At 35.0% G+C, this 19713-nt stretch carries 33 protein-coding genes; 32 read left to right on the top strand and 1 reads right to left on the bottom strand.

Going from position 1 to position 19713, the window contains the following annotated elements; genetic code table 11:
- Positions 1-430: 430 nt before the first annotated feature.
- Positions 431-2047 (bottom strand): hypothetical protein, encoded by a 1617-nt coding sequence (locus EKM05_RS08175; protein WP_233590893.1) that lies wholly within the window; start codon positions 2045-2047, stop codon positions 431-433.
- Positions 2048-2319: 272 nt separating this feature from the next.
- On the opposite strand from EKM05_RS08175, the gene rpsL reads away from it, so the two are divergent.
- The 32 genes from rpsL (at position 2320) to rplQ (ending at position 19577) form a co-directional block, all read left to right on the top strand.
- The gene (gene rpsL / locus EKM05_RS08170) at positions 2320-2703 is read left to right on the top strand and encodes a 30S ribosomal protein S12 (protein ID WP_007136570.1); all 384 of its coding nucleotides are present in this window, start codon (positions 2320-2322) and stop codon (positions 2701-2703) included.
- 73 nt (positions 2704-2776) lie between these two features.
- Entirely contained in the window at positions 2777-3253 is a 477-nt protein-coding gene (rpsG, locus tag EKM05_RS08165) for a 30S ribosomal protein S7 (protein ID WP_035668130.1), read from the top strand.
- Between the two features lie 10 nt (positions 3254-3263).
- Positions 3264-5420 carry an elongation factor G gene (gene fusA, locus EKM05_RS08160; RefSeq protein WP_126451835.1) on the top strand — a complete coding sequence of 719 codons (2157 nt, stop codon included), beginning with the start codon at positions 3264-3266 and terminating at the stop codon, positions 5418-5420.
- 11 nt (positions 5421-5431) lie between these two features.
- A complete protein-coding gene (gene rpsJ, locus EKM05_RS08155; RefSeq protein ID WP_011963470.1) occupies positions 5432-5737 on the top strand; it encodes a 30S ribosomal protein S10 in 306 nt (101 codons plus the stop codon).
- Positions 5738-5892: 155 nt separating this feature from the next.
- Positions 5893-6510, top strand: a complete 618-nt coding sequence (rplC, locus tag EKM05_RS08150) for a 50S ribosomal protein L3 (protein WP_126451836.1) — start codon at positions 5893-5895, stop codon at positions 6508-6510.
- Positions 6510-7139, top strand: coding sequence for a 50S ribosomal protein L4 (gene rplD, locus EKM05_RS08145; protein ID WP_091173690.1), 630 nt, complete (start codon positions 6510-6512; stop codon positions 7137-7139). Before rplC ends, rplD begins: the two co-directional genes overlap by 1 nt.
- A 6-nt stretch (positions 7140-7145) precedes the next feature.
- Positions 7146-7436, top strand: a complete 291-nt coding sequence (rplW, locus tag EKM05_RS08140) for a 50S ribosomal protein L23 (protein ID WP_126451837.1) — start codon at positions 7146-7148, stop codon at positions 7434-7436.
- 9 nt (positions 7437-7445) lie between these two features.
- On the top strand, positions 7446-8270 hold the full coding sequence (gene rplB / locus EKM05_RS08135; protein ID WP_059114053.1) for a 50S ribosomal protein L2: 825 nt from the start codon (positions 7446-7448) through the stop codon (positions 8268-8270).
- A 6-nt stretch (positions 8271-8276) separates the two neighbouring features.
- Complete coding sequence (rpsS, locus tag EKM05_RS08130; protein ID WP_007136562.1) at positions 8277-8555, top strand: 30S ribosomal protein S19; 279 nt, start codon at positions 8277-8279, stop codon at positions 8553-8555.
- Between the two features lie 6 nt (positions 8556-8561).
- Complete coding sequence (gene rplV / locus EKM05_RS08125; RefSeq protein ID WP_007136561.1) at positions 8562-8972, top strand: 50S ribosomal protein L22; 411 nt, start codon at positions 8562-8564, stop codon at positions 8970-8972.
- Positions 8973-8977: 5 nt separating this feature from the next.
- Positions 8978-9736, top strand: a complete 759-nt coding sequence (gene rpsC, locus EKM05_RS08120) for a 30S ribosomal protein S3 (protein ID WP_126451838.1) — start codon at positions 8978-8980, stop codon at positions 9734-9736.
- 19 nt (positions 9737-9755) lie between these two features.
- Positions 9756-10181: a 50S ribosomal protein L16 gene (gene rplP, locus EKM05_RS08115; protein ID WP_007803637.1), complete on the top strand. Its 426-nt coding sequence runs from the start codon at positions 9756-9758 to the stop codon at positions 10179-10181.
- 13 nt (positions 10182-10194) lie between these two features.
- On the top strand, positions 10195-10380 hold the full coding sequence (rpmC, locus tag EKM05_RS08110; protein ID WP_091203666.1) for a 50S ribosomal protein L29: 186 nt from the start codon (positions 10195-10197) through the stop codon (positions 10378-10380).
- Between the two features lie 17 nt (positions 10381-10397).
- Entirely contained in the window at positions 10398-10658 is a 261-nt protein-coding gene (gene rpsQ, locus EKM05_RS08105; RefSeq protein ID WP_066081027.1) for a 30S ribosomal protein S17, read from the top strand.
- A 2-nt stretch (positions 10659-10660) separates the two neighbouring features.
- Entirely contained in the window at positions 10661-11029 is a 369-nt protein-coding gene (gene rplN, locus EKM05_RS08100) for a 50S ribosomal protein L14 (protein ID WP_026717863.1), read from the top strand.
- An 11-nt stretch (positions 11030-11040) separates the two neighbouring features.
- Positions 11041-11355 carry a 50S ribosomal protein L24 gene (rplX, locus tag EKM05_RS08095; RefSeq protein ID WP_035668111.1) on the top strand — a complete coding sequence of 105 codons (315 nt, stop codon included), beginning with the start codon at positions 11041-11043 and terminating at the stop codon, positions 11353-11355.
- A 2-nt stretch (positions 11356-11357) separates the two neighbouring features.
- Positions 11358-11909, top strand: a complete 552-nt coding sequence (rplE, locus tag EKM05_RS08090; protein WP_126451840.1) for a 50S ribosomal protein L5 — start codon at positions 11358-11360, stop codon at positions 11907-11909.
- 3 nt (positions 11910-11912) lie between these two features.
- Complete coding sequence (gene rpsN, locus EKM05_RS08085) at positions 11913-12182, top strand: 30S ribosomal protein S14 (protein WP_007136553.1); 270 nt, start codon at positions 11913-11915, stop codon at positions 12180-12182.
- 140 nt (positions 12183-12322) lie between these two features.
- Entirely contained in the window at positions 12323-12721 is a 399-nt protein-coding gene (rpsH, locus tag EKM05_RS08080) for a 30S ribosomal protein S8 (RefSeq protein WP_066081018.1), read from the top strand.
- A gap of 18 nt (positions 12722-12739) precedes the next feature.
- A complete protein-coding gene (rplF, locus tag EKM05_RS08075) occupies positions 12740-13282 on the top strand; it encodes a 50S ribosomal protein L6 (protein ID WP_126451841.1) in 543 nt (180 codons plus the stop codon).
- An 11-nt stretch (positions 13283-13293) separates the two neighbouring features.
- Positions 13294-13644: a 50S ribosomal protein L18 gene (rplR, locus tag EKM05_RS08070; RefSeq protein WP_113636694.1), complete on the top strand. Its 351-nt coding sequence runs from the start codon at positions 13294-13296 to the stop codon at positions 13642-13644.
- Positions 13645-13650: 6 nt separating this feature from the next.
- Positions 13651-14178: a 30S ribosomal protein S5 gene (rpsE, locus tag EKM05_RS08065; protein WP_035668102.1), complete on the top strand. Its 528-nt coding sequence runs from the start codon at positions 13651-13653 to the stop codon at positions 14176-14178.
- A gap of 12 nt (positions 14179-14190) precedes the next feature.
- A complete protein-coding gene (gene rpmD / locus EKM05_RS08060; protein ID WP_027310825.1) occupies positions 14191-14373 on the top strand; it encodes a 50S ribosomal protein L30 in 183 nt (60 codons plus the stop codon).
- Positions 14374-14384: 11 nt separating this feature from the next.
- On the top strand, positions 14385-14837 hold the full coding sequence (gene rplO, locus EKM05_RS08055; protein WP_126451843.1) for a 50S ribosomal protein L15: 453 nt from the start codon (positions 14385-14387) through the stop codon (positions 14835-14837).
- A gap of 13 nt (positions 14838-14850) precedes the next feature.
- Complete coding sequence (gene secY / locus EKM05_RS08050) at positions 14851-16197, top strand: preprotein translocase subunit SecY (protein ID WP_126451844.1); 1347 nt, start codon at positions 14851-14853, stop codon at positions 16195-16197.
- A 4-nt stretch (positions 16198-16201) separates the two neighbouring features.
- On the top strand, positions 16202-16417 hold the full coding sequence (gene infA / locus EKM05_RS08045; RefSeq protein ID WP_007136545.1) for a translation initiation factor IF-1: 216 nt from the start codon (positions 16202-16204) through the stop codon (positions 16415-16417).
- A 12-nt stretch (positions 16418-16429) separates the two neighbouring features.
- Positions 16430-16546: a type B 50S ribosomal protein L36 gene (gene ykgO, locus EKM05_RS08040; RefSeq protein ID WP_008992256.1), complete on the top strand. Its 117-nt coding sequence runs from the start codon at positions 16430-16432 to the stop codon at positions 16544-16546.
- A gap of 2 nt (positions 16547-16548) precedes the next feature.
- Positions 16549-16923: a 30S ribosomal protein S13 gene (gene rpsM, locus EKM05_RS08035; protein WP_091173715.1), complete on the top strand. Its 375-nt coding sequence runs from the start codon at positions 16549-16551 to the stop codon at positions 16921-16923.
- 8 nt (positions 16924-16931) lie between these two features.
- Positions 16932-17315, top strand: a complete 384-nt coding sequence (gene rpsK, locus EKM05_RS08030; protein ID WP_024981527.1) for a 30S ribosomal protein S11 — start codon at positions 16932-16934, stop codon at positions 17313-17315.
- Between the two features lie 87 nt (positions 17316-17402).
- The gene (rpsD, locus tag EKM05_RS08025) at positions 17403-18008 is read left to right on the top strand and encodes a 30S ribosomal protein S4 (RefSeq protein WP_073210389.1); all 606 of its coding nucleotides are present in this window, start codon (positions 17403-17405) and stop codon (positions 18006-18008) included.
- Between the two features lie 21 nt (positions 18009-18029).
- On the top strand, positions 18030-19022 hold the full coding sequence (locus EKM05_RS08020; protein ID WP_126451845.1) for a DNA-directed RNA polymerase subunit alpha: 993 nt from the start codon (positions 18030-18032) through the stop codon (positions 19020-19022).
- 63 nt (positions 19023-19085) lie between these two features.
- Entirely contained in the window at positions 19086-19577 is a 492-nt protein-coding gene (rplQ, locus tag EKM05_RS08015) for a 50S ribosomal protein L17 (protein WP_126458909.1), read from the top strand.
- Positions 19578-19713: the final 136 nt, after the last annotated feature.

The following is a 19713-nucleotide window of genomic DNA, read 5'->3' as shown; positions in this document are numbered from 1 at the left end:
AATTTGTTAATATTCCTAATTATTTATCGTTAAAATTTAACAATAATTTAATATTTTCAATAAATACTATTAATTAGTCAATATTTTTGTTTTTTTTAAACAAAAATCAGGAGATATCTCATGAAAACATAATATTGTTTAAATAGGATGATAATTGTTTGCGGATATCTAGATTTTTTTTTACTGCTATGTTTGTCTGTAGTGTAAATGTTCTGTTAAAAAAAGTATGGGCTGGATATTGTGCCTTACTGGATGCAAAGAAATAGAGACGAAAACTGTTTGCCATGTCAAAAAATGTTTTCTAATTCTTTTATTTAAGTTTTGAAGTAAATTAGAAATTAATTTTAATATGCTATTCGCAATGTTTTTTGATTTTTAAATTTTGACTATTTTTAATAGAACAAAAGTCGTATAATCGGTTTCTAATGTTTTAAAAAGTGACATTATAGCTGATGTGTACAATTGTATTGTTTATTTCTAGTGGTTGATTTGTGGTGCTCCCACTGGCAAGTGCTAATTTGAATAATCCATTTTTTGTTAGTAATCCCAATCCCATTCCAATGCCTATTAAGTTTTCTTTTTTGTCTTGTTGGTCTATTGCAGATTTATCTTTGAAAATACTGTAATCTAAAATTGAATGAACGTAAAGATTGGGAGATACAATATAGCGATACTCCGTGAGTAGTGAAGTCATGAGGTAGGCTTGCAGGCTATTTTCAGCAAAACCTCTTACGCTGTTGAATCCCCCAAAACGATATAATTCGTTTGTGACATAATTATTGCTTTGTAGATAATAATTTAGACTATTTACATAGATGGAATTTTTTTTATTCAGGTTAAAGTTGTGTACACCTTGAATGTTTATAAAAAACTGGTTGCTTTTTGTTGTATTTTCGGATAGGGTATAAAGAACTCTGCTTCCTATTCCGGATTGTAGTGTGAGACTTGATTTTATTGAAAAAATAGAATTGGCTGCGTTTAATTTGATATAATTAAAACTTGACGTTAGGAACGAATTATTGAAATCGCTAATTGGATTATTGTTTAAATTTTGGATAGCGCTGGATTCTGTTTTTTGGTATCCTAAATAAAACCGGGTGTTGTAATTAATGAAGTAGCTCAGGTCTATTGCGGTTTTAGTGTTTTGAAAGGTCGTGTCTTGTCGGAATAGCTGAATTTGTGCTTTTAGGCCTATTGGAGTTTTTAGCAAATAGGGCAATTCAACACTCGCTTTAAATGTTTTTTGGTTATTACCATCGCTTTTCCAATAGACTGAAAGTTGTTCGCCTGTGCCTAAAATATTTTGGAGTTGTACATCTAAATACCCATTTAATGTGATTTTTTGATTTTCATTGTTAGAAAACCCAATGAAACCGTCAAATGTGTTTGATTTTCTTTTTTGAAGATATACGTATACTTTTGTGGTATCTTTTGTAAATAGAATTTCCGGATATTTTATTTGACTGATGAATCCAAAATTTTCAAAATCAGTGTAAATCTGATCGAGTACTTTTTGGTTAAAAATGCTTGTTTTGTATTTTCTGTTTAGTTGAGCAAAATGTCCGGATGGGAATTTTGTAGTTGAATTTGTGTCTTCGTAATTTATGGTTATCGCATTTAAGATTCTTTTTTTGTCGGTTTCTATTTTTAAATTGGCGTACAAAACGGTATTTATTCTTTTGATGTTTGTCAGCTTTAGTTTAGCTAATGCAAACCCATTTTGTTCTAGTTCTTGTATTTTTTTACGCAAGTAAAAATCTATTTCTGGGTAAGGTAGTATAATAGTATCTTCTTCTTCTTTTAAAAGTATAGGAAGGTTTGGTTTTTTGTTGCTACCTATATATATATGTATCGCTTTTATTTTTTCTCCTAAATGTATTTTAGCAAGATAACTGGAGTCATTTATTTGGATTGGTGGTCCGGTAATGTTGTCAATGTATCCAATTCTTGAAAGATCTTCGGACAGCCTGTTTAATTCAATTTCAATTGATTTTGTGTTAGTGTGTTTTGGGTTATATTTCAAAGAGTCGATTGTCTTTGTTTCCAATATTGATTTTCCTGTAATGAGTACCCGAAAGCTTTGAGCAGAGCAGTGTAAGCCCAAATTAAAAAGGAGAATATAAATAAGGAAGTGCTTCAAGTGAATTTTGTTTTATTAAATAGAATGTAAATATCTGCTTTTTGCGATTAAAATCGAATGATAAAATAATCTTATTGAAAATTAGTGGATTAACGTTTGTAGAATAAAAAATATTTTCTACATTTGCAACCCCGTAAAAAGCGGGAATTTAATATAATAAGAAATTTTTAGTATTAATTATGCCAACAATTCAACAATTAGTAAGAACAGGAAGAACTCAGATAACTAAGAAGAGTAAATCGGTTGCTTTAGATTCTTGTCCTCAAAGAAGAGGGGTTTGTACGCGTGTTTACACTACAACACCAAAAAAACCAAACTCTGCAATGCGTAAAGTAGCGCGTGTACGTTTGACAAATGGTAATGAAGTAAATGCCTACATCCCTGGTGAAGGACACAATCTACAAGAGCACTCGATAGTATTAGTTAGGGGTGGAAGGGTAAAAGATTTACCAGGAGTTAGATATCACATCGTTCGTGGTGCCCTTGATACGTCAGGAGTAGCAGGAAGAACGCAAAGAAGATCTAAGTACGGAGCAAAACGCCCAAAAGAAGCAAAAAAGTAATTTAAAAAGTTATTCTTGTAAAGCCGCGATTCGTCGCGACTATATTAGTATGACGTTTTATTAAAAAAAAGACATGAGAAAAAGAGCGGCAAAGAAGAGACCACTTTTACCAGATCCTAGGTTTAATGACCAACTGGTAACACGTTTTGTGAACAACTTAATGTGGGATGGAAAAAAATCGACAGCGTTTAAAGTATTTTATGATGCAATTGACATCATTGAGTCTAAAAAACAAGATGCGGAGAAACCATCATTAGAAATTTGGAAAGATGCCTTAACCAATGTTATGCCTCACGTAGAAGTACGTAGTCGTAGAGTAGGTGGAGCTACATTCCAAATTCCGATGCAAATTCGTCCAGACAGAAAAATTTCTATGGCGATGAAATGGTTAATTCTTTATTCTAGAAGAAGAAACGAAAAATCGATGGCTCAAAGGTTAGCTTCAGAATGTTTAGCTGCGGCTAAAGAAGAAGGAGCTGCTGTTAAGAAAAGAATGGATACTCACAAAATGGCAGAAGCTAATAAAGCATTCTCTCACTTTAGATTTTAATTCTTAAGAAATGGCTAGAGATCTAAAATATACAAGAAACATAGGAATTGCTGCTCACATTGATGCTGGTAAAACAACAACAACAGAGCGTATATTATTCTACACTGGAAAATCACACAAAATTGGTGAAGTACACGATGGTGCTGCAACAATGGACTGGATGGCACAAGAGCAAGAAAGAGGTATTACAATTACTTCTGCAGCTACAACTTGTGAATGGAATTTTCCAACTGAACAAGGTAAAGTTTTATCTGAAACAGCTCCTTATCACTTCAATATTATCGATACACCGGGACACGTTGACTTTACAGTTGAAGTAAACCGTTCTTTGCGTGTTCTTGATGGTTTGGTTTTCTTATTTAGTGCTGTTGATGGTGTTGAGCCACAATCAGAAACGAACTGGAGATTAGCAGATCAATACAGAGTTCCACGTATTGGATTTGTAAATAAAATGGATAGACAAGGATCTAACTTTTTGATGGTTTGTCAACAAGTAAGAGATATGTTGAAATCAAACGCAGTTGCAATCACTTTGCCTATTGGTGAAGAAAATGATTTCAGAGGTGTTGTGGATTTAGTTAAAAATCAAGCTATAGTATGGCATGAAGAAGGTTTAGGAGCAACGTATGATATTGTACCTATTCCAGAGGATATGCTTGAAGAAGTGAAGGAGTACAGATCGATTCTTATTGAGGCAGTAGCTGATTATGATGAGACTTTACTTGAAAAATTCATGGAAGATGAAAACTCTATTACAGAGGAAGAAATCAATATTGCATTGAGAGCTGCTGTAATGGATATGGCTATCATTCCTATGATTGCTGGTTCTTCTTTTAAAAATAAAGGAGTTCAATTCATGTTAGATGCAGTATGTAAATATTTGCCATCTCCAATGGATAAAGATGGTATTGAAGGAATTCATCCTGATGATGCTGAATTGTTAGAAGAAGATCAAACTAAAATATTGCGTAAGCCCGATGTTAAAGAGCCATTTGCTGCTTTAGCTTTCAAAATTGCTACTGACCCATTCGTAGGTCGTTTAGCTTTCTTCCGTGCTTACTCAGGACGTTTAGATGCGGGTTCTTACGTTTTGAATACACGTTCAGGAAATAAAGAAAGAATTTCTCGTATTTACCAAATGCATGCAAACAAACAAAATCCAATCGATTATATCGAAGCGGGTGATATTGGAGCGGCAGTTGGATTTAAAGATATCAAAACTGGAGATACGTTGTGTGATGAAAAACACCCAATTATTCTTGAGTCTATGAAATTTCCAGCACCGGTTATTGGTATTGCAATTGAACCTAAAACTAAGGCTGACGTAGATAAAATGGGTATGGCTTTGGCTAAATTAGCTGAAGAGGATCCTACATTTACGGTTAGAACAGATGAAGCTTCTGGGCAAACTATTATCTCAGGTATGGGTGAGCTTCACTTGGACATCTTAGTTGATAGAATGAGACGTGAATTCAAAGTTGAAGTAAACCAAGGTGAGCCTCAAGTTGAATACAAAGAAGCATTTACAAAGTCTGCTCAACACAGAGAAACGTACAAGAAACAATCTGGTGGTCGTGGTAAATTCGGTGATATCGTATTTAGATTAGAGCCAGCTGATGAAGTTGATGGTAAAGCTCCTGTTGGATTGCAGTTCGTTAATGCTGTCAAAGGTGGTAACGTTCCTAAAGAATATATACCATCTGTAGAAAAAGGTTTTAGAGAAGCTATGAAAACTGGTCCTTTAGCAGGATATCAAGTAGATAGTTTGAAAGTAACTTTATTGGATGGGTCTTTCCACCCTGTGGATTCTGATGCACTTTCTTTTGAGCTTGCAGCAAGAATGGGGTATAGAGAGGTAGCTAAAGCAGCTGGTGCTGTTATATTAGAGCCAATCATGAAAATGGAAGTGATTACACCTGAAGAAAACATGGGAGATATCGTAGGTGATATCAACCGTCGTAGAGGTCAGGTAAATGATATGGGTGATAGAGCGGGTGCTAAAACCATTAAAGCCGATGTGCCATTATCAGAAATGTTTGGTTATGTTACTACTTTAAGAACTTTATCTTCAGGTCGTGCAACATCAACAATGGAATTTTCACATTACGCTGAAACTCCTTCGAATATTTCGGAAGCAGTTATCAAAAAAGCAAAAGGAAACGCTTAATCTTTAAGAAAATGAGTCAAAAAATCAGAATAAAACTAAAATCTTACGATCACATGTTAGTAGACAAGTCTGCTGAAAAGATTGTAAAAACAGTTAAAAGTACAGGAGCAGTTGTTACAGGTCCAATACCATTACCAACTCACAAAAAACTTTTCACAGTATTACGTTCTCCACACGTTAACAAAAAAGCAAGAGAGCAATTTGAAGTAATGTCATACAAGAGATTGATTGATATTTATTCCTCTTCATCAAAAACTATTGATGCCTTGATGAAACTGGAATTGCCTAGCGGTGTTGAAGTAGAGATCAAAGTTTAAGTAGCTTACTAGTAAGAAAAGGACGCTGTTTTTAATCGAAAATTATTTTTTTGGTTTGTGTGTAAATAAGTTATACATTTGCACCCACTTAAAAAATAGGATTTGGTTAAAAGCTGCGTTCTATATTTATATTTAATAATTAATAATTAATAATTATGTCTGGGTTAATTGGTAGAAAAATCGGCATGACTAGCATTTTCGACGAAAACGGGAAGAATATTCCTTGTACAGTAATCGAAGCTGGACCATGTGTTGTTACCCAAGTCAGAACCAAAGGTGTTGACGGGTATGAAGCGTTGCAACTTGGTTTCGATGACAAAAACGAGAAACATTCCACAAAAGCGGCTTTAGGTCACTTTGCAAAAGCGGGAACTGTAGCTAAGAAAAAAGTCGTTGAATTCCAAGATTTCGCAACAGAACAAAAATTAGGGGATCTTATTGATGTTTCTATTTTTGCTGAAGGAGAATTTGTAGATGTGCAAGGTGTATCTAAAGGTAAAGGTTTTCAAGGGGTTGTTAAACGTCACGGTTTTGGTGGTGTTGGTCAAGCAACTCACGGTCAACACAACCGTTTAAGAGCGCCGGGTTCTGTAGGAGCGTCTTCTTATCCATCCAGAGTATTCAAAGGAATGCGTATGGCTGGACGTATGGGAGGAGACAATGTAAAAGTTCAAAACCTTAGAGTTTTAAAAGTAGTGGCTGAAAAGAACCTACTTGTTATTAAAGGATGTATTCCTGGATGTAACAACTCTTATGTAATCATTCAGAAGTAATGGAAGCAAAAGTATTAGATTTCAACGGAAAAGATACTGGAAGAAAAGTGCAACTTTCTGATTCAGTATTTGGTATAGAACCAAACAATCACGCAGTATACCTTGATGTTAAGCAATATCTTGCTAATCAAAGACAGGGAACGCACAAAGCTAAAGAAAGAGCTGAAGTAGCGGGAAGTACGCGTAAGATTAAAAAACAAAAAGGAACTGGTACTGCTCGTGCGGGTAGTGCAAAGAATCCATTGTTTAAAGGTGGTGGAACAGTTTTTGGACCAAGACCAAGAAGTTATTCATTTAAATTGAATAAAAGCTTGAAACGTTTGGCTAGAAAATCTGCTTTCTCTATTAAAGCTAAAGAATCGAATATTATCGTTCTTGAAGACTTTAATTTTGAAACGCCAAACACTAAAAATTTCATCAACGTTTTGAAGGCTTTAGAGTTAGAAAATAAAAAATCCCTGTTTGTGTTGGGTGATGTAAATAAAAATGTATATTTGTCGTCACGCAATTTAAAAGGCTCTAGCGTAGTAAGTAGCTTAGAACTAAGTACTTACGCTATATTAAACGCTAATAATTTAGTGCTTTTAGAGAGTTCTTTGGAGATAATTGAAGAAAATTTAAGTAAATAATAGGATATGAGCATCATAATTAAGCCTATAGTAACGGAAAAAGTAACCAAAGAAAGTGAAGTTTTAAACCGCTTCGGATTCGTTGTTGACAAAAAAGCAAACAAAGTGCAAATTAAGAAAGCTGTCGAGGCTGCTTATGGAGTAACTGTTTTAAGTGTCAATACGATGAATGTAAGGCCAGATAGAACTACTAAATACACTAAAAGTGGTTTAATAAGTGGAAAGACGAATGCAACTAAAAAAGCAATTGTTCAAGTACAAAAAGGAGAAACAATTGATTTTTACAACAATATCTAAGATAGAAAAATGTCAGTAAGAAAATTAAAACCTATTACCCCAGGTCAGCGATTTAGAGTTGTGAATGGTTATGACGCCATTACAACTGATAAGCCGGAACGCTCTTTGATAGCGCCGATAAAAAACTCTGGTGGTAGAAATAGTCAAGGAAAGATGACCATGCGTTATACGGGTGGTGGTCACAAGCAGAGATATCGTATCATTGATTTTAAACGTACTAAAGAAGGAATTCCTGCTACGGTAAAGTCAATTGAGTATGATCCGAATCGTACTGCATTTATCGCTTTGTTAGCGTATGCTGATGGAGAGAAAACGTATGTTATTGCTCAAAACGGATTGAAAGTTGGTCAGAAATTAGTTTCTGGTCCAGAATCTCAACCTGAAATTGGTAATACTTTACCTTTAAGTAGAATTCCATTAGGAACTGTTATTTCTTGTATCGAATTGAGACCAGGTCAAGGAGCTGTAATAGCTCGTTCTGCTGGAACATTTGCTCAATTAATGGCAAGAGATGGAAAATACGCAACAATCAAAATGCCTTCTGGTGAAACAAGATTGATCTTGTTGACTTGTTCGGCTACAATTGGAGCGGTTTCTAATTCAGACCATCAATTAGTTGTATCAGGAAAAGCTGGTAGAACAAGATGGTTAGGTAGAAGACCTAGAACAAGACCTGTAGCGATGAACCCTGTCGATCACCCAATGGGTGGTGGTGAAGGTCGTTCTTCTGGTGGACATCCACGTTCAAGAAATGGAATACCAGCAAAAGGTTATAGAACTCGTTCTAAGAAAAACCCGAGTAACAAGTATATCGTAGAACGTAGAAAGAAATAATAAGATATGGCACGTTCATTAAAAAAAGGACCTTTCGTTCATTATAAGTTAGACAAGAAAGTTCAAGAAAACATTGCAGGTGGAAACAAAGGAGTTGTTAAGACATGGTCTAGAGCTTCTATGATTACTCCGGACTTTGTTGGGCAAACTATCGCAGTTCATAACGGTCGTCAATTTGTACCAGTTTACGTAACAGAAAACATGGTAGGTCACAAATTAGGAGAATTTTCACCAACTAGATCTTTTAGAGGTCATGCTGGAGCAAAAAATAAAGGTAAAAAATAAGAAGCAATGGGAGTTCGTAAAAGAGAAACAGCAGATGCGAGAAAAGAGGCTAATAAGTCTATTGCTTTCGCAAAATTGAATAACTGCCCCACTTCACCTAGAAAAATGCGCTTAGTAGCGGACTTGGTAAGAGGTCAGAAGGTAGAAAGAGCATTGAACATCTTAAGATTTAGTTCTAAAGAAGCTTCAAGAAAATTAGAAAAATTGGTTTTGTCTGTAATTGCCAACTGGCAAGCAAAAAACCCTGACGCTAATATGGAAGAAGCAGGTTTATTTGTAAAAACGATTACAGTAGATGGTGGAATGATGTTGAAAAGACTTCGTCCAGCTCCACAAGGTCGTGCACACAGAATAAGAAAACGTTCTAATCACGTTACAATCGTGCTTGGATCTATTAATAACACACAAGCAATTTAATAAAGATGGGACAAAAGACAAATCCAATTGGAAATAGACTTGGTATCATCAGAGGATGGGACTCAAACTGGTATGGTGGAAATGATTACGGTGATAAACTTGCCGAAGATTATAAAATCAGAAAGTACATCCATGCTCGTTTATCAAAAGCTAGTGTATCAAAAGTAATCATCGAGAGAACTTTGAAACTTGTAACCGTTACTATCACTACAGCCAGACCGGGTATTATTATCGGGAAAGGTGGACAAGAGGTAGACAAGTTGAAAGAAGAACTTAAGAAAGTTACTGACAAAGAGGTTCAAATCAACATCTTTGAAATCAAAAGACCTGAGCTTGACGCGTATCTAGTTGCTACCAGCATCTGTCGTCAAATCGAAAGCAGAATTTCTTACAGACGTGCAATCAAAATGGCAATTGCCGCCTCTATGCGTATGAACGCAGAAGGTATCAAAGTTTTGATTTCTGGTCGTTTGAATGGTGCTGAGATGGCTCGTTCAGAAGGTTTCAAAGAAGGTAGAATTCCTCTATCAACTTTCAGAGCTGATATTGATTATGCTTTGGCAGAAGCTCATACTACTTATGGTAGAATGGGGATCAAAGTGTGGATCATGAAAGGTGAAGTTTATGGAAAGAGAGATCTTTCTCCACTTGCTGGAATGGACAAAAAACAATCTGGTGCTGGTGGTAAAGGTGGCGATTCTCCTAGAGGAGACAGAAAGCCTTTTAATAAAGGTGGTAAACCAGACGCTCGTAAACGAAAGTAAATTTTTAAATTAAAGAAAAATGTTACAGCCTAAAAGAACAAAATACCGTAAGGTACAAAAAGGTAAAATGAAAGGGAATTCTCAAAGAGGACATGAACTTTCTAATGGAATGTTTGGTATTAAATCTGTACATGAAGATGGAATGTTCTTAACTTCTCGTCAAATAGAAGCTGCACGTATCGCTGCAACTCGTTTTATGAAAAGAGAAGGGCAGTTATGGATCAAAATATTTCCAGACAAACCAATTACTAAGAAGCCTCTTGAGGTACGTATGGGTAAAGGTAAAGGAGCAGTTGAGTATTGGGCTGCCGTTGTTAAACCCGGAAGGATTATGTTTGAAGTTGGAGGAGTTCCTTTGTCAGTTGCTAAAGAGGCGTTACGTCTTGCAGCTCAAAAGCTTCCAGTAAAAACTAAATTCGTCGTTGCTAGAGATTTCGAAGCATAATCTATATTATATTATGAAACAATCAGAAATAAAAGATCTTTCTGCAGCAGAGTTGCAAGAAAAGCTTAGCCAAACTAAGAAAACATACGCTGATCTAAAAATGGCTCACGCTATTTCACCAATTGAGAACCCACTTCAAATTAGAAGTGTAAGAAGAACAGTTGCAAGATTAGCTACTGAACTTACTAAAAGACAATAACTGTAGTCTGCTGAAAGATGGAAGAAAAAAGAAATTTAAGAAAAGAAAGAGTTGGTGTTGTAACTTCGGACAAAATGGATAAATCTATTGTTGTTGCAGAAGTGCGTAAAGTAAAACACCCATTATACGGTAAGTTCGTGTTGAAAACTAAAAAGTATCACGCACACGACGAAATGAACGACTGTAACATTGGAGATACGGTAAGGATTAGCGAAACGCGTCCTTTAAGTAAAACCAAATGTTGGAGGTTAGTTGAAATCTTAGAAAGAGCTAAATAATTATGGTACAACAAGAATCAAGACTAAAAGTAGCAGATAATACTGGAGCAAAGGAAGTTTTAACTATCCGTGTTTTAGGAGGTACCAAAAGAAGGTATGCCTCTGTTGGTGACAAGATTGTAGTTTCTATCAAAGATACTGCTCCCAACGGAAGCGTTAAAAAAGGAGCTGTTTCAACTGCAGTTGTTGTACGTACCAAAAAAGAAGTAAGAAGAGCCGATGGTTCATACATTAGGTTTGATGACAACGCATGTGTGTTATTGAATGCTGCTGGTGAAATGAGAGGAACTCGTGTTTTTGGTCCGGTAGCAAGAGAACTTCGTGAAAAACAATTCATGAAAATTGTATCATTAGCACCAGAAGTGCTTTAATTCGTTTTAAGATGATAAAGCTAAAAATAAAATCAGGTGATATAGTAAGAGTAATTGCTGGAGACCATAAAGGTGCTGAAGGTAAAGTATTACGTGTTTACCGTGAGAAAAACAAAGCGATTGTTGAAGGTGTTAACATGGTATCGAAACATACGAAACCAAGTGCAAAAAGCCCTCAAGGTGGTATCGTAAAGAAGGAAGCTTCTATACAAATATCTAATATTTCTTTAATTGATCCTAAAACTAAGGAAACAACAAGAGTTGGTATTAGAGTAGAAGGAGATAAGAAAGTAAGATTTTCAAAAAAATCTAATCAAGTACTATAGTAATGGAGTATATACCTAGACTAAAAGAAGAATATAAGAGCAGAGTAATTGCTGCTCTTAAAGAGGAATTCGGATACGTAAACGTAATGCAAGTTCCAAAATTGGAAAAAATCGTTTTAAGTAAAGGAGTTGGTGCAGCTGTATCTGATAAAAAACTAATCGACTACGCGGTTGATGAGTTGACAAAGATTACTGGACAGAAAGCAATATCTACTATTTCAAAGAAAGACGTTGCGTCATTCAAATTGAGAAAAGGGATGCCTATTGGAGCAAAAGTTACTTTGCGTGGAGAAAGAATGTATGAGTTTTTAGATAGACTTATTACTTCAGCTTTACCACGTGTAAGGGATTTCAGTGGTATTAAAGCTACTGGTTTTGATGGAAGAGGAAATTATAACCTTGGAGTTTTGGAGCAAATCATTTTCCCGGAAATTGATATTGATAAAGTTAACAAAATTTCAGGTATGGATATTTCTTTTGTAACTACTGCAAAAACAGACAAGGAAGCAAAATCATTATTGGCTGAACTAGGTTTACCTTTTAAAAAGAATTAAGACATGGCTAAAGAATCAATGAAAGCCCGCGAGGTTAAGAGAGAAAAAACAGTTGCTAAGTATGCTGAGAAAAGAAAAGCTTTGTTAGAAGCTGGAGATTTCGTAGGTTTGCAAAAGTTGCCAAAAAATGCTTCACCAGTTCGTTTGCACAATCGTTGTAAATTAACAGGTAGACCAAGAGGGTATATGCGTCAATTCGGTCTTTCACGTGTTACATTTCGTGAAATGGCAAATAACGGATTGATACCAGGTGTTAAAAAAGCATCTTGGTAAAATTCAATTATGAATTTCAAATTATGAATTACCTTTTAAAAAGTAATTCGTAATTTGAAATTTGTGATTATAGAAATTTATAAATTGGTTTCAGGTTCGACAAATACTTTGTCGAAAACCGTTGCCGCAAATCAATACACATGTATACAGATCCTATTGCAGATTATTTGACGAGAGTTAGAAACGCTGTGGCTGCAAACCACAAAGTCGTTGAGATTCCTGCATCTAATCTAAAAAAAGAAATAACTAAGATCTTATTTGATCAAGGTTATATCTTGAGTTACAAATTTGAAGACAACGCTGTTCAGGGTTCAATCAAAATTGCTTTGAAGTATGATAAAGATACTAAAGAGTCCGTAATTAAAGATATCCAAAGAATTAGTAAACCAGGTTTACGTAAATATTCAAGTTCTTCTACCATTCCTAGAATCCTTAATGGATTAGGCATCGCTATTGTATCTACTTCTAAAGGGTTGATGACAGGAAAAAAAGCGAAGCAATTGAATGTAGGTGGTGAAGTAATTTGTTACGTATACTAATTTAAAGACTATAATAAGATGTCAAGAATAGGTAAAAGTCCGGTTGTAATCCCTGCTGGTGTAACTGTTGAAGTTGCAAATGGTATTATTACAGTAAAAGGAAAAAATGGTCAACTAACTCAGGAGTTTTCGGACGTTACTGTTACAGTTGAAGGGGATCTAGTTCAAGTAGAAAGATCTTCTGATCACAAAGACCAAAGAGCAAAACACGGTTTGTATAGATCTTTGATCAATAACATGATTATCGGTGTAACAGATGGTTTTACTAAGTCATTAGAATTGGTAGGAGTTGGTTACAGAGCTTCAAATCAAGGACAAAAATTAGATTTAGCACTTGGTTATTCTCACAATATTGTTTTAGAAATTGCTCCAGAAGTGACTTTAGAAACAATATCTGAAAAAGGTAAAAACCCTATCGTGAAATTAACATCATTTGACAAACAACTTTTAGGGCAAGTAGCTGCGAAAATCAGAGGTTTCCGTAAGCCTGAGCCGTATAAAGGAAAAGGTGTTAAGTTTGTAGGGGAAGTATTAAGAAGAAAAGCAGGTAAATCAGCTTAAAAAATAAGATTATGTCATTAACAAAACCTGAAAGAAGACAACGAATTAGATTCAGAATTAGAAAAACAATTAGTGGTACTGCTACTAATCCAAGACTATCTGTATTTAGAAGTAACAAAGAAATTTACGCGCAACTTATTGATGACGTAAACGGAGTTACTATATTGGCGGCTTCTTCAAGAGAAAAAGAAATAGGTAACGGTACGAACATTGAAGTTGCTACAGCAGTTGGAAAACTAGTTGCTGAAAAAGCTTTAAAAGCTGGGATAGACGTAGTAACTTTCGATAGAGGAGGTTATTTATATCACGGACGTATTAAATCATTAGCGGAAGGCGCAAGAGCGGCTGGACTTAAATTCTAATATAGTATGTCTAATAGTAAATACAAGAATGTAGAGTTAGTAAAACCAAGTGGTCTTGAATTAAAAGATCGTTTGGTAAGTGTAAATCGTGTTACTAAGGTTACAAAGGGTGGTAGAGCTTTTGGTTTTTCTGCTATTGTAGTTGTAGGTGATGAAAACGGAGTGGTTGGACACGGATTAGGAAAATCTAAAGATGTTTCTGAAGCAATTGCGAAAGCAGTAGAAGATGCTAAGAAAAATTTAGTAAAAATTCCTTTGAATGGTCAGTCAGTTCCTCACGAACAAAAAGGTAAATTTGGTGGTGCACGTGTATTCTTAATTCCTGCCTCTCATGGTACAGGAGTTATTGCTGGTGGAGCTGTTCGTTCAGTTCTTGAATCAGTAGGAATTCATGATGTATTATCTAAATCTCAAGGATCTTCAAATCCTCACAACGTGGTAAAAGCAACTTTTGATGCTTTATTACAAATGAGAAGTGCTTATACTGTTGCAAAACAAAGAGGCGTTTCTTTAGAAAAAGTTTTTAAAGGTTAATTCAAGGAAATTATGGCTAAATTATTAGTAAAACAAGTTAGAAGCAAAATCAACTGTCCTCTTACTCAAAAGAGAGGTTTGGAAGCTTTAGGTCTACGTAAAATGGGACAAGTTGTAGAGCATGATTCAAACCCTACAATCCTTGGGATGATAAATAAAGTTAAACACTTAGTTTCTGTTGAAGAAGCTAAATAACAAATACTGTTATGAATTTAAGTAACTTACAACCTGCTGAAGGTGCTACACACAATCAAAATAAAAGGTTAGGTAGAGGAGAAGGTTCTGGAAAAGGTGGTACTTCTGCAAGAGGTCACAAAGGAGCCAAATCTCGTTCTGGTTATTCTAAAAAGATTGGTTTTGAAGGGGGACAAATGCCGCTTCAAAGACGTGTACCTAAGTTTGGTTTTACAAACATCAATCGTAAAGATTACGAAGGTGTAAATCTTGATACACTTCAACTATTAGTTGATAATGGTGTTATTAAAGATACTGTTGATATGACAGTTTATGTTGCTAATCGTTTAGCTACTAAAAATGAAATCGTTAAGATTTTAGGTAGAGGTGAATTGACAGCAAAATTAAAAGTAACCGCTCACAAATTTACTGCTACTGCAAAAGCTGCTATTGAAGCTGCTGGTGGAGAAGCTGTAACAATGTAATTTTTCAATTAATATGAAGAAATTTATTGAGTCAATTAGTAATGTTTGGAAAATCGAAGAACTGAAAAATAGAATCCTAATTACATTGGGTTTGCTTTTAGTGTATCGTTTTGGGGCTCAAGTAACCTTACCAGGTATTGATGCTACACAGTTGGGTAATTTAGCCGGGCAAACTAAAGAAGGAATTGGTTCAATTCTTGATATGTTTACTGGAGGAGCTTTTTCACAGGCTTCTGTTTTTGCCTTAGGAATAATGCCTTACATTTCTGCTTCAATTGTTGTTCAGTTGATGGGAATTGCGGTTCCATACTTGCAAAAACTTCAAAGCGATGGAGAAAGCGGTAGAAAAAAAATTAATCAAATTACACGTTGGTTGACTATTGGTATCACCTTGGTTCAAGGTCCTACTTACATCTACAATTTATATAGAACGTTACCTAGTAATGCATTTTTATTGGGATTCAATTCATTTGAATTCTTATTTTCGTCAGTAATTATTTTAGTCACAGGTACAATTTTTGCGATGTGGTTAGGAGAAAAAATTACAGATAAGGGAATAGGAAATGGTATATCTTTGTTGATTATGGTGGGTATTTTGGCAAGATTGCCTCAGGCATTCATCCAAGAATTTACCACGAGAGTGACTAATAATAACGGTGGTCCGATGTTGTTAGTTATCGAAATTATCATTTGGTTATTGGTTATTGTTTGTTGTGTATTGTTGGTTATGGCGATTAGGAGAATTCCTGTTCAATATGCCAGACGTACTACTTCAGGGGATTTTGAACAAGACATGTTAGGTGGAAATAGACAGTGGATCCCTTTAAAGCTTAATGCTTCTGGGGTGATGCCAATTATTTTTGCTCAAGCAATTATGTTCATTCCAGCTGCTTTGGCAGGGCTGTCTAAATCAGATGCTTCGCAGTCAATCGTTGGCGCTTTTAGTAATATGTTTGGTTTCTGGTATAATTTAGTTTTTGCAACGTTAATAATTGTATTTACTTTCTTTTATACTGCAATCACAGTTCCTACTAACAAGATGTCTGATGATTTAAAGAGAAGCGGTGGTTTTATACCGGGTATCAGACCAGGAGTTGAAACTTCTGATTATCTTGATAAGGTGATGTCTTTAATAACTTTTCCAGGATCTTTATTTCTTGCTTTGATTGCCGTGTTCCCGGCGATAATTGTAAGTGTTATGGATGTTCAACAATCCTGGGCAATGTTTTTCGGAGGTACTTCATTGATAATTATGGTAGGTGTTGCCATTGACACAATGCAGCAAATCAATTCATATTTGCTAAATAAGCATTATGATGGTTTAATGAAAAGTGGTAAAAATAGAAAAGCAGTAGCTTAACTTTATGGCAAAACAATCAGCAATAGAACAAGACGGATCGATCATTGAAGCATTATCAAATGCAATGTTTCGTGTAGAGTTAGAGAATGGACATATAGTAATTGCACATATATCTGGAAAAATGCGTATGCATTATATCAAATTATTACCTGGTGATAAAGTGAAACTAGAAATGAGCCCTTACGATTTGTCAAAAGCAAGAATTACTTATAGATATTAAAGGATATTCAAAATGAAAGTTAGAGCTTCAGTAAAAAAGAGAAGTCCCGAGTGCAAAATTGTGCGAAGAAAAGGGAGATTGTACGTAATAAACAAAAAGAATCCTAGATTTAAACAAAGACAAGGATAATTATGGCAAGAATAGCAGGGGTAGATATCCCAAAAAATAAGAGAGGTGTTATAGCACTTACCTACATCTTCGGATTAGGAAATAGTAGAGCTATTGAGATTTTAGAAAAAGCTCAAGTAAGCCAAGATAAAAAGGTTCAAGACTGGAATGATGATGAGATCGGAGCGATTCGTGAAGCAGTGTCCACTTTCAAAATTGAAGGAGAATTGCGTTCAGAAGTTTCTTTAAACATCAAACGTCTAATGGATATTGGATGTTACAGAGGTATTCGTCACAGAACTGGTCTTCCATTAAGAGGACAAAGAACTAAGAATAACTCCAGAACAAGAAAAGGTAAAAGAAAAACTGTTGCCAACAAGAAAAAAGCAACTAAATAATAAGTAATATGGCTAAAGCAACTGCAAAAAAACGTAAAGTTATCGTTGAATCAACGGGAGAAGCTCATATTTCTGCTACCTTCAATAATATCATCATTTCTTTGACAAACAAAAAAGGTGAAGTTATTTCTTGGTCTTCAGCTGGTAAAATGGGTTTTAGAGGTTCTAAAAAGAATACTCCATACGCAGCCCAAATGGCAGCAGAAGATTGTAGTAAAGTAGCTCTTGAAGCAGGACTTAAAAAAGTTAAGGTGTATGTTAAAGGACCAGGAAACGGACGTGAGTCTGCGATCCGTTCTTTGCATAACGGTGGAATTGAAGTGACTGAGATTATCGATGTTACTCCAATGCCTCACAACGGATGTCGTCCTCCAAAAAGACGTAGAGTTTAATAATATTTTTTTAGTATAACCTAGATAGAATACCGATTATCGAAGGATAAGACCTGAATTCATAATCTCTATCTTAAACAATTTAAAATGGCAAGATATACTGGTCCAAGTACAAGAATCGCCCGTAAATTCGGCGAAGCAATTTTCGGAGACGATAAAGCGTTCGAAAAAAGAAATTATCCACCCGGACAACACGGGATGGCTAAAAAAAGAGGGAAAAAATCTGAATTTGCTATCCAGTTAATGGAAAAACAAAAAGCTAAATATTCTTACGGAATTTTAGAAAAACAATTCAGAGGTTTATTCAAAAAAGCATCAGCAACTAAAGGTGTTACTGGTGAAGTTCTTTTACAATTATGTGAAGCACGATTAGATAACGTTGTTTTTAGAATGGGTATTGCCCCTTCAAGAAGAGGAGCTAGACAACTTGTTTCTCATAGACATGTCACTGTTAATGGTGACGTTGTAAATATAGCTTCTTACCACCTTAAACCTGGTGATAAAGTTGCAGTTCGTGAAAAATCTAAATCTTTAGAAGCAATCGAACGTTCTTTGTCTAATTCAAGTCATGTTTATGAATGGATTACTTGGAATAATGATATCAAAGAAGGTACTTTCGTTTCTGTACCAGCTAGACTTCAAATCCCAGAAAACATTAAAGAACAATTAATCGTAGAGTTGTACAACAAATAATAATTGACTTAGTCGAAATTTATGGCAATATTTAATTTTCAGAAGCCCGATAAAGTTATCATGATCGATTCAACCGATTTTGAAGGTAAATTTGAATTTAGACCTTTAGAACCGGGTTACGGATTGACCGTTGGTAATGCACTTAGAAGAGTTTTGCTTTCAGCATTAGAAGGTTATGCTATTACATCTGTTCGTATTGAAGGTGTAGATCATGAGTTTTCTACTATTTCAGGAGTTGTTGAGGACGTTACCGAAATTATCCTTAATCTTAAACAAGTACGTTTCAAACGACAAATTGAAGATATTGATAATGAATCAGTTACTATTTCTGTTTCCGGTAAAGATCAATTAACAGCTGGTGATTTTCAAAAATTTATTTCAGGTTTCCAAGTTTTGAATCCAGAACTAGTTATCTGTAATTTAGATCCTAAAATTAAACTTAATTTCGATTTAACGATCGAAAAAGGTAGAGGATATGTTCCTGCTGAAGAGAACAAAAAACAGAATGCTGCAATTGGAACTATTTTTACAGATTCAATTTTTACTCCGGTAAAAAATGTAAAATATGCAATTGAAAACTTCCGTGTAGAGCAAAAAACAGATTATGAAAAATTAGTTTTTGAAATTAAAACTGATGGTTCTATCAATCCAAAAGATGCCCTTACTGAAGCTGCTAAAGTTTTGATTCACCATTTCATGTTGTTCTCTGACGAAAGAATTACACTCGAGGCTGACGAAATTGCACAAACAGAATCGTATGATGAAGAGTCATTACACATGAGACAATTGCTTAAAACTAAGCTTGTTGATATGGATCTTTCTGTAAGAGCATTAAATTGTTTGAAAGCGGCTGAAGTTGATACACTTGGTGATTTAGTATCGTTCAACAAAAATGACCTAATGAAATTCCGTAATTTTGGTAAAAAATCTTTAACTGAACTTGATGAACTTGTTGCAGTTAAAAATTTGAACTTTGGTATGGATTTAGCAAAATACAAACTAGATAAAGAATAAATTACTTCATATTTTGATCTCCAAAATGGATAGCATCAAGATGAAAGTATAAAAAAACACGTCATGAGACACGGAAAAAAATTCAATCACTTAAGCAGACAGACTGCACATAGAAAATCTATGTTAGCTAATATGGCTTGTTCTCTTATAGAGCACAAACGTATTAACACTACTGTTGCTAAAGCAAAAGCGCTTAAACAATTCGTTGAGCCTTTAATAACAAAATCAAAACAAGATACGACTCACAATCGTCGTATCGTTTTTGCTTACTTACGTAGCAAATATGCGGTAACTGACTTGTTCAGAGACGTAGCTGCTAAAGTAGGAGACCGTCCAGGTGGATACACGCGTATCATTAAAGTTGGGAATCGTTTAGGAGATAATGCTGATATGGCAATGATCGAGTTAGTAGATTTCAATGAACTTTACAATGGGGGTAAAAAAGAAGTTAAAAAAGCAAAAAGCCGTCGTGGTGGGAAAGCTAAAAAAGCAGATGAGGCTACTGAAGCTCCAGCTGCTGAAAGTGAACCAACTGCAGAGACAGCTGCTGAGTAATTATGAAAATAATCATTCAATAAAAATTAAGGATAAGCTATTTATAGTTTATCCTTTTTTTTTGATTTTTTCGGAACAAAAAACGTATTATTTAATAGTGAATTGTCTTGCTGTTCACTGTATCTTTTGCTTTTAA

Origin of the sequence: Flavobacterium sp. GSP27 (assembly GCF_003970395.1) — a bacterium.
Lineage (GTDB): Bacteria > Bacteroidota > Bacteroidia > Flavobacteriales > Flavobacteriaceae > Flavobacterium.
Note: the sequence above shows the minus strand (reverse complement) of the source record. Positions and strands in the feature narration are given on the sequence as shown.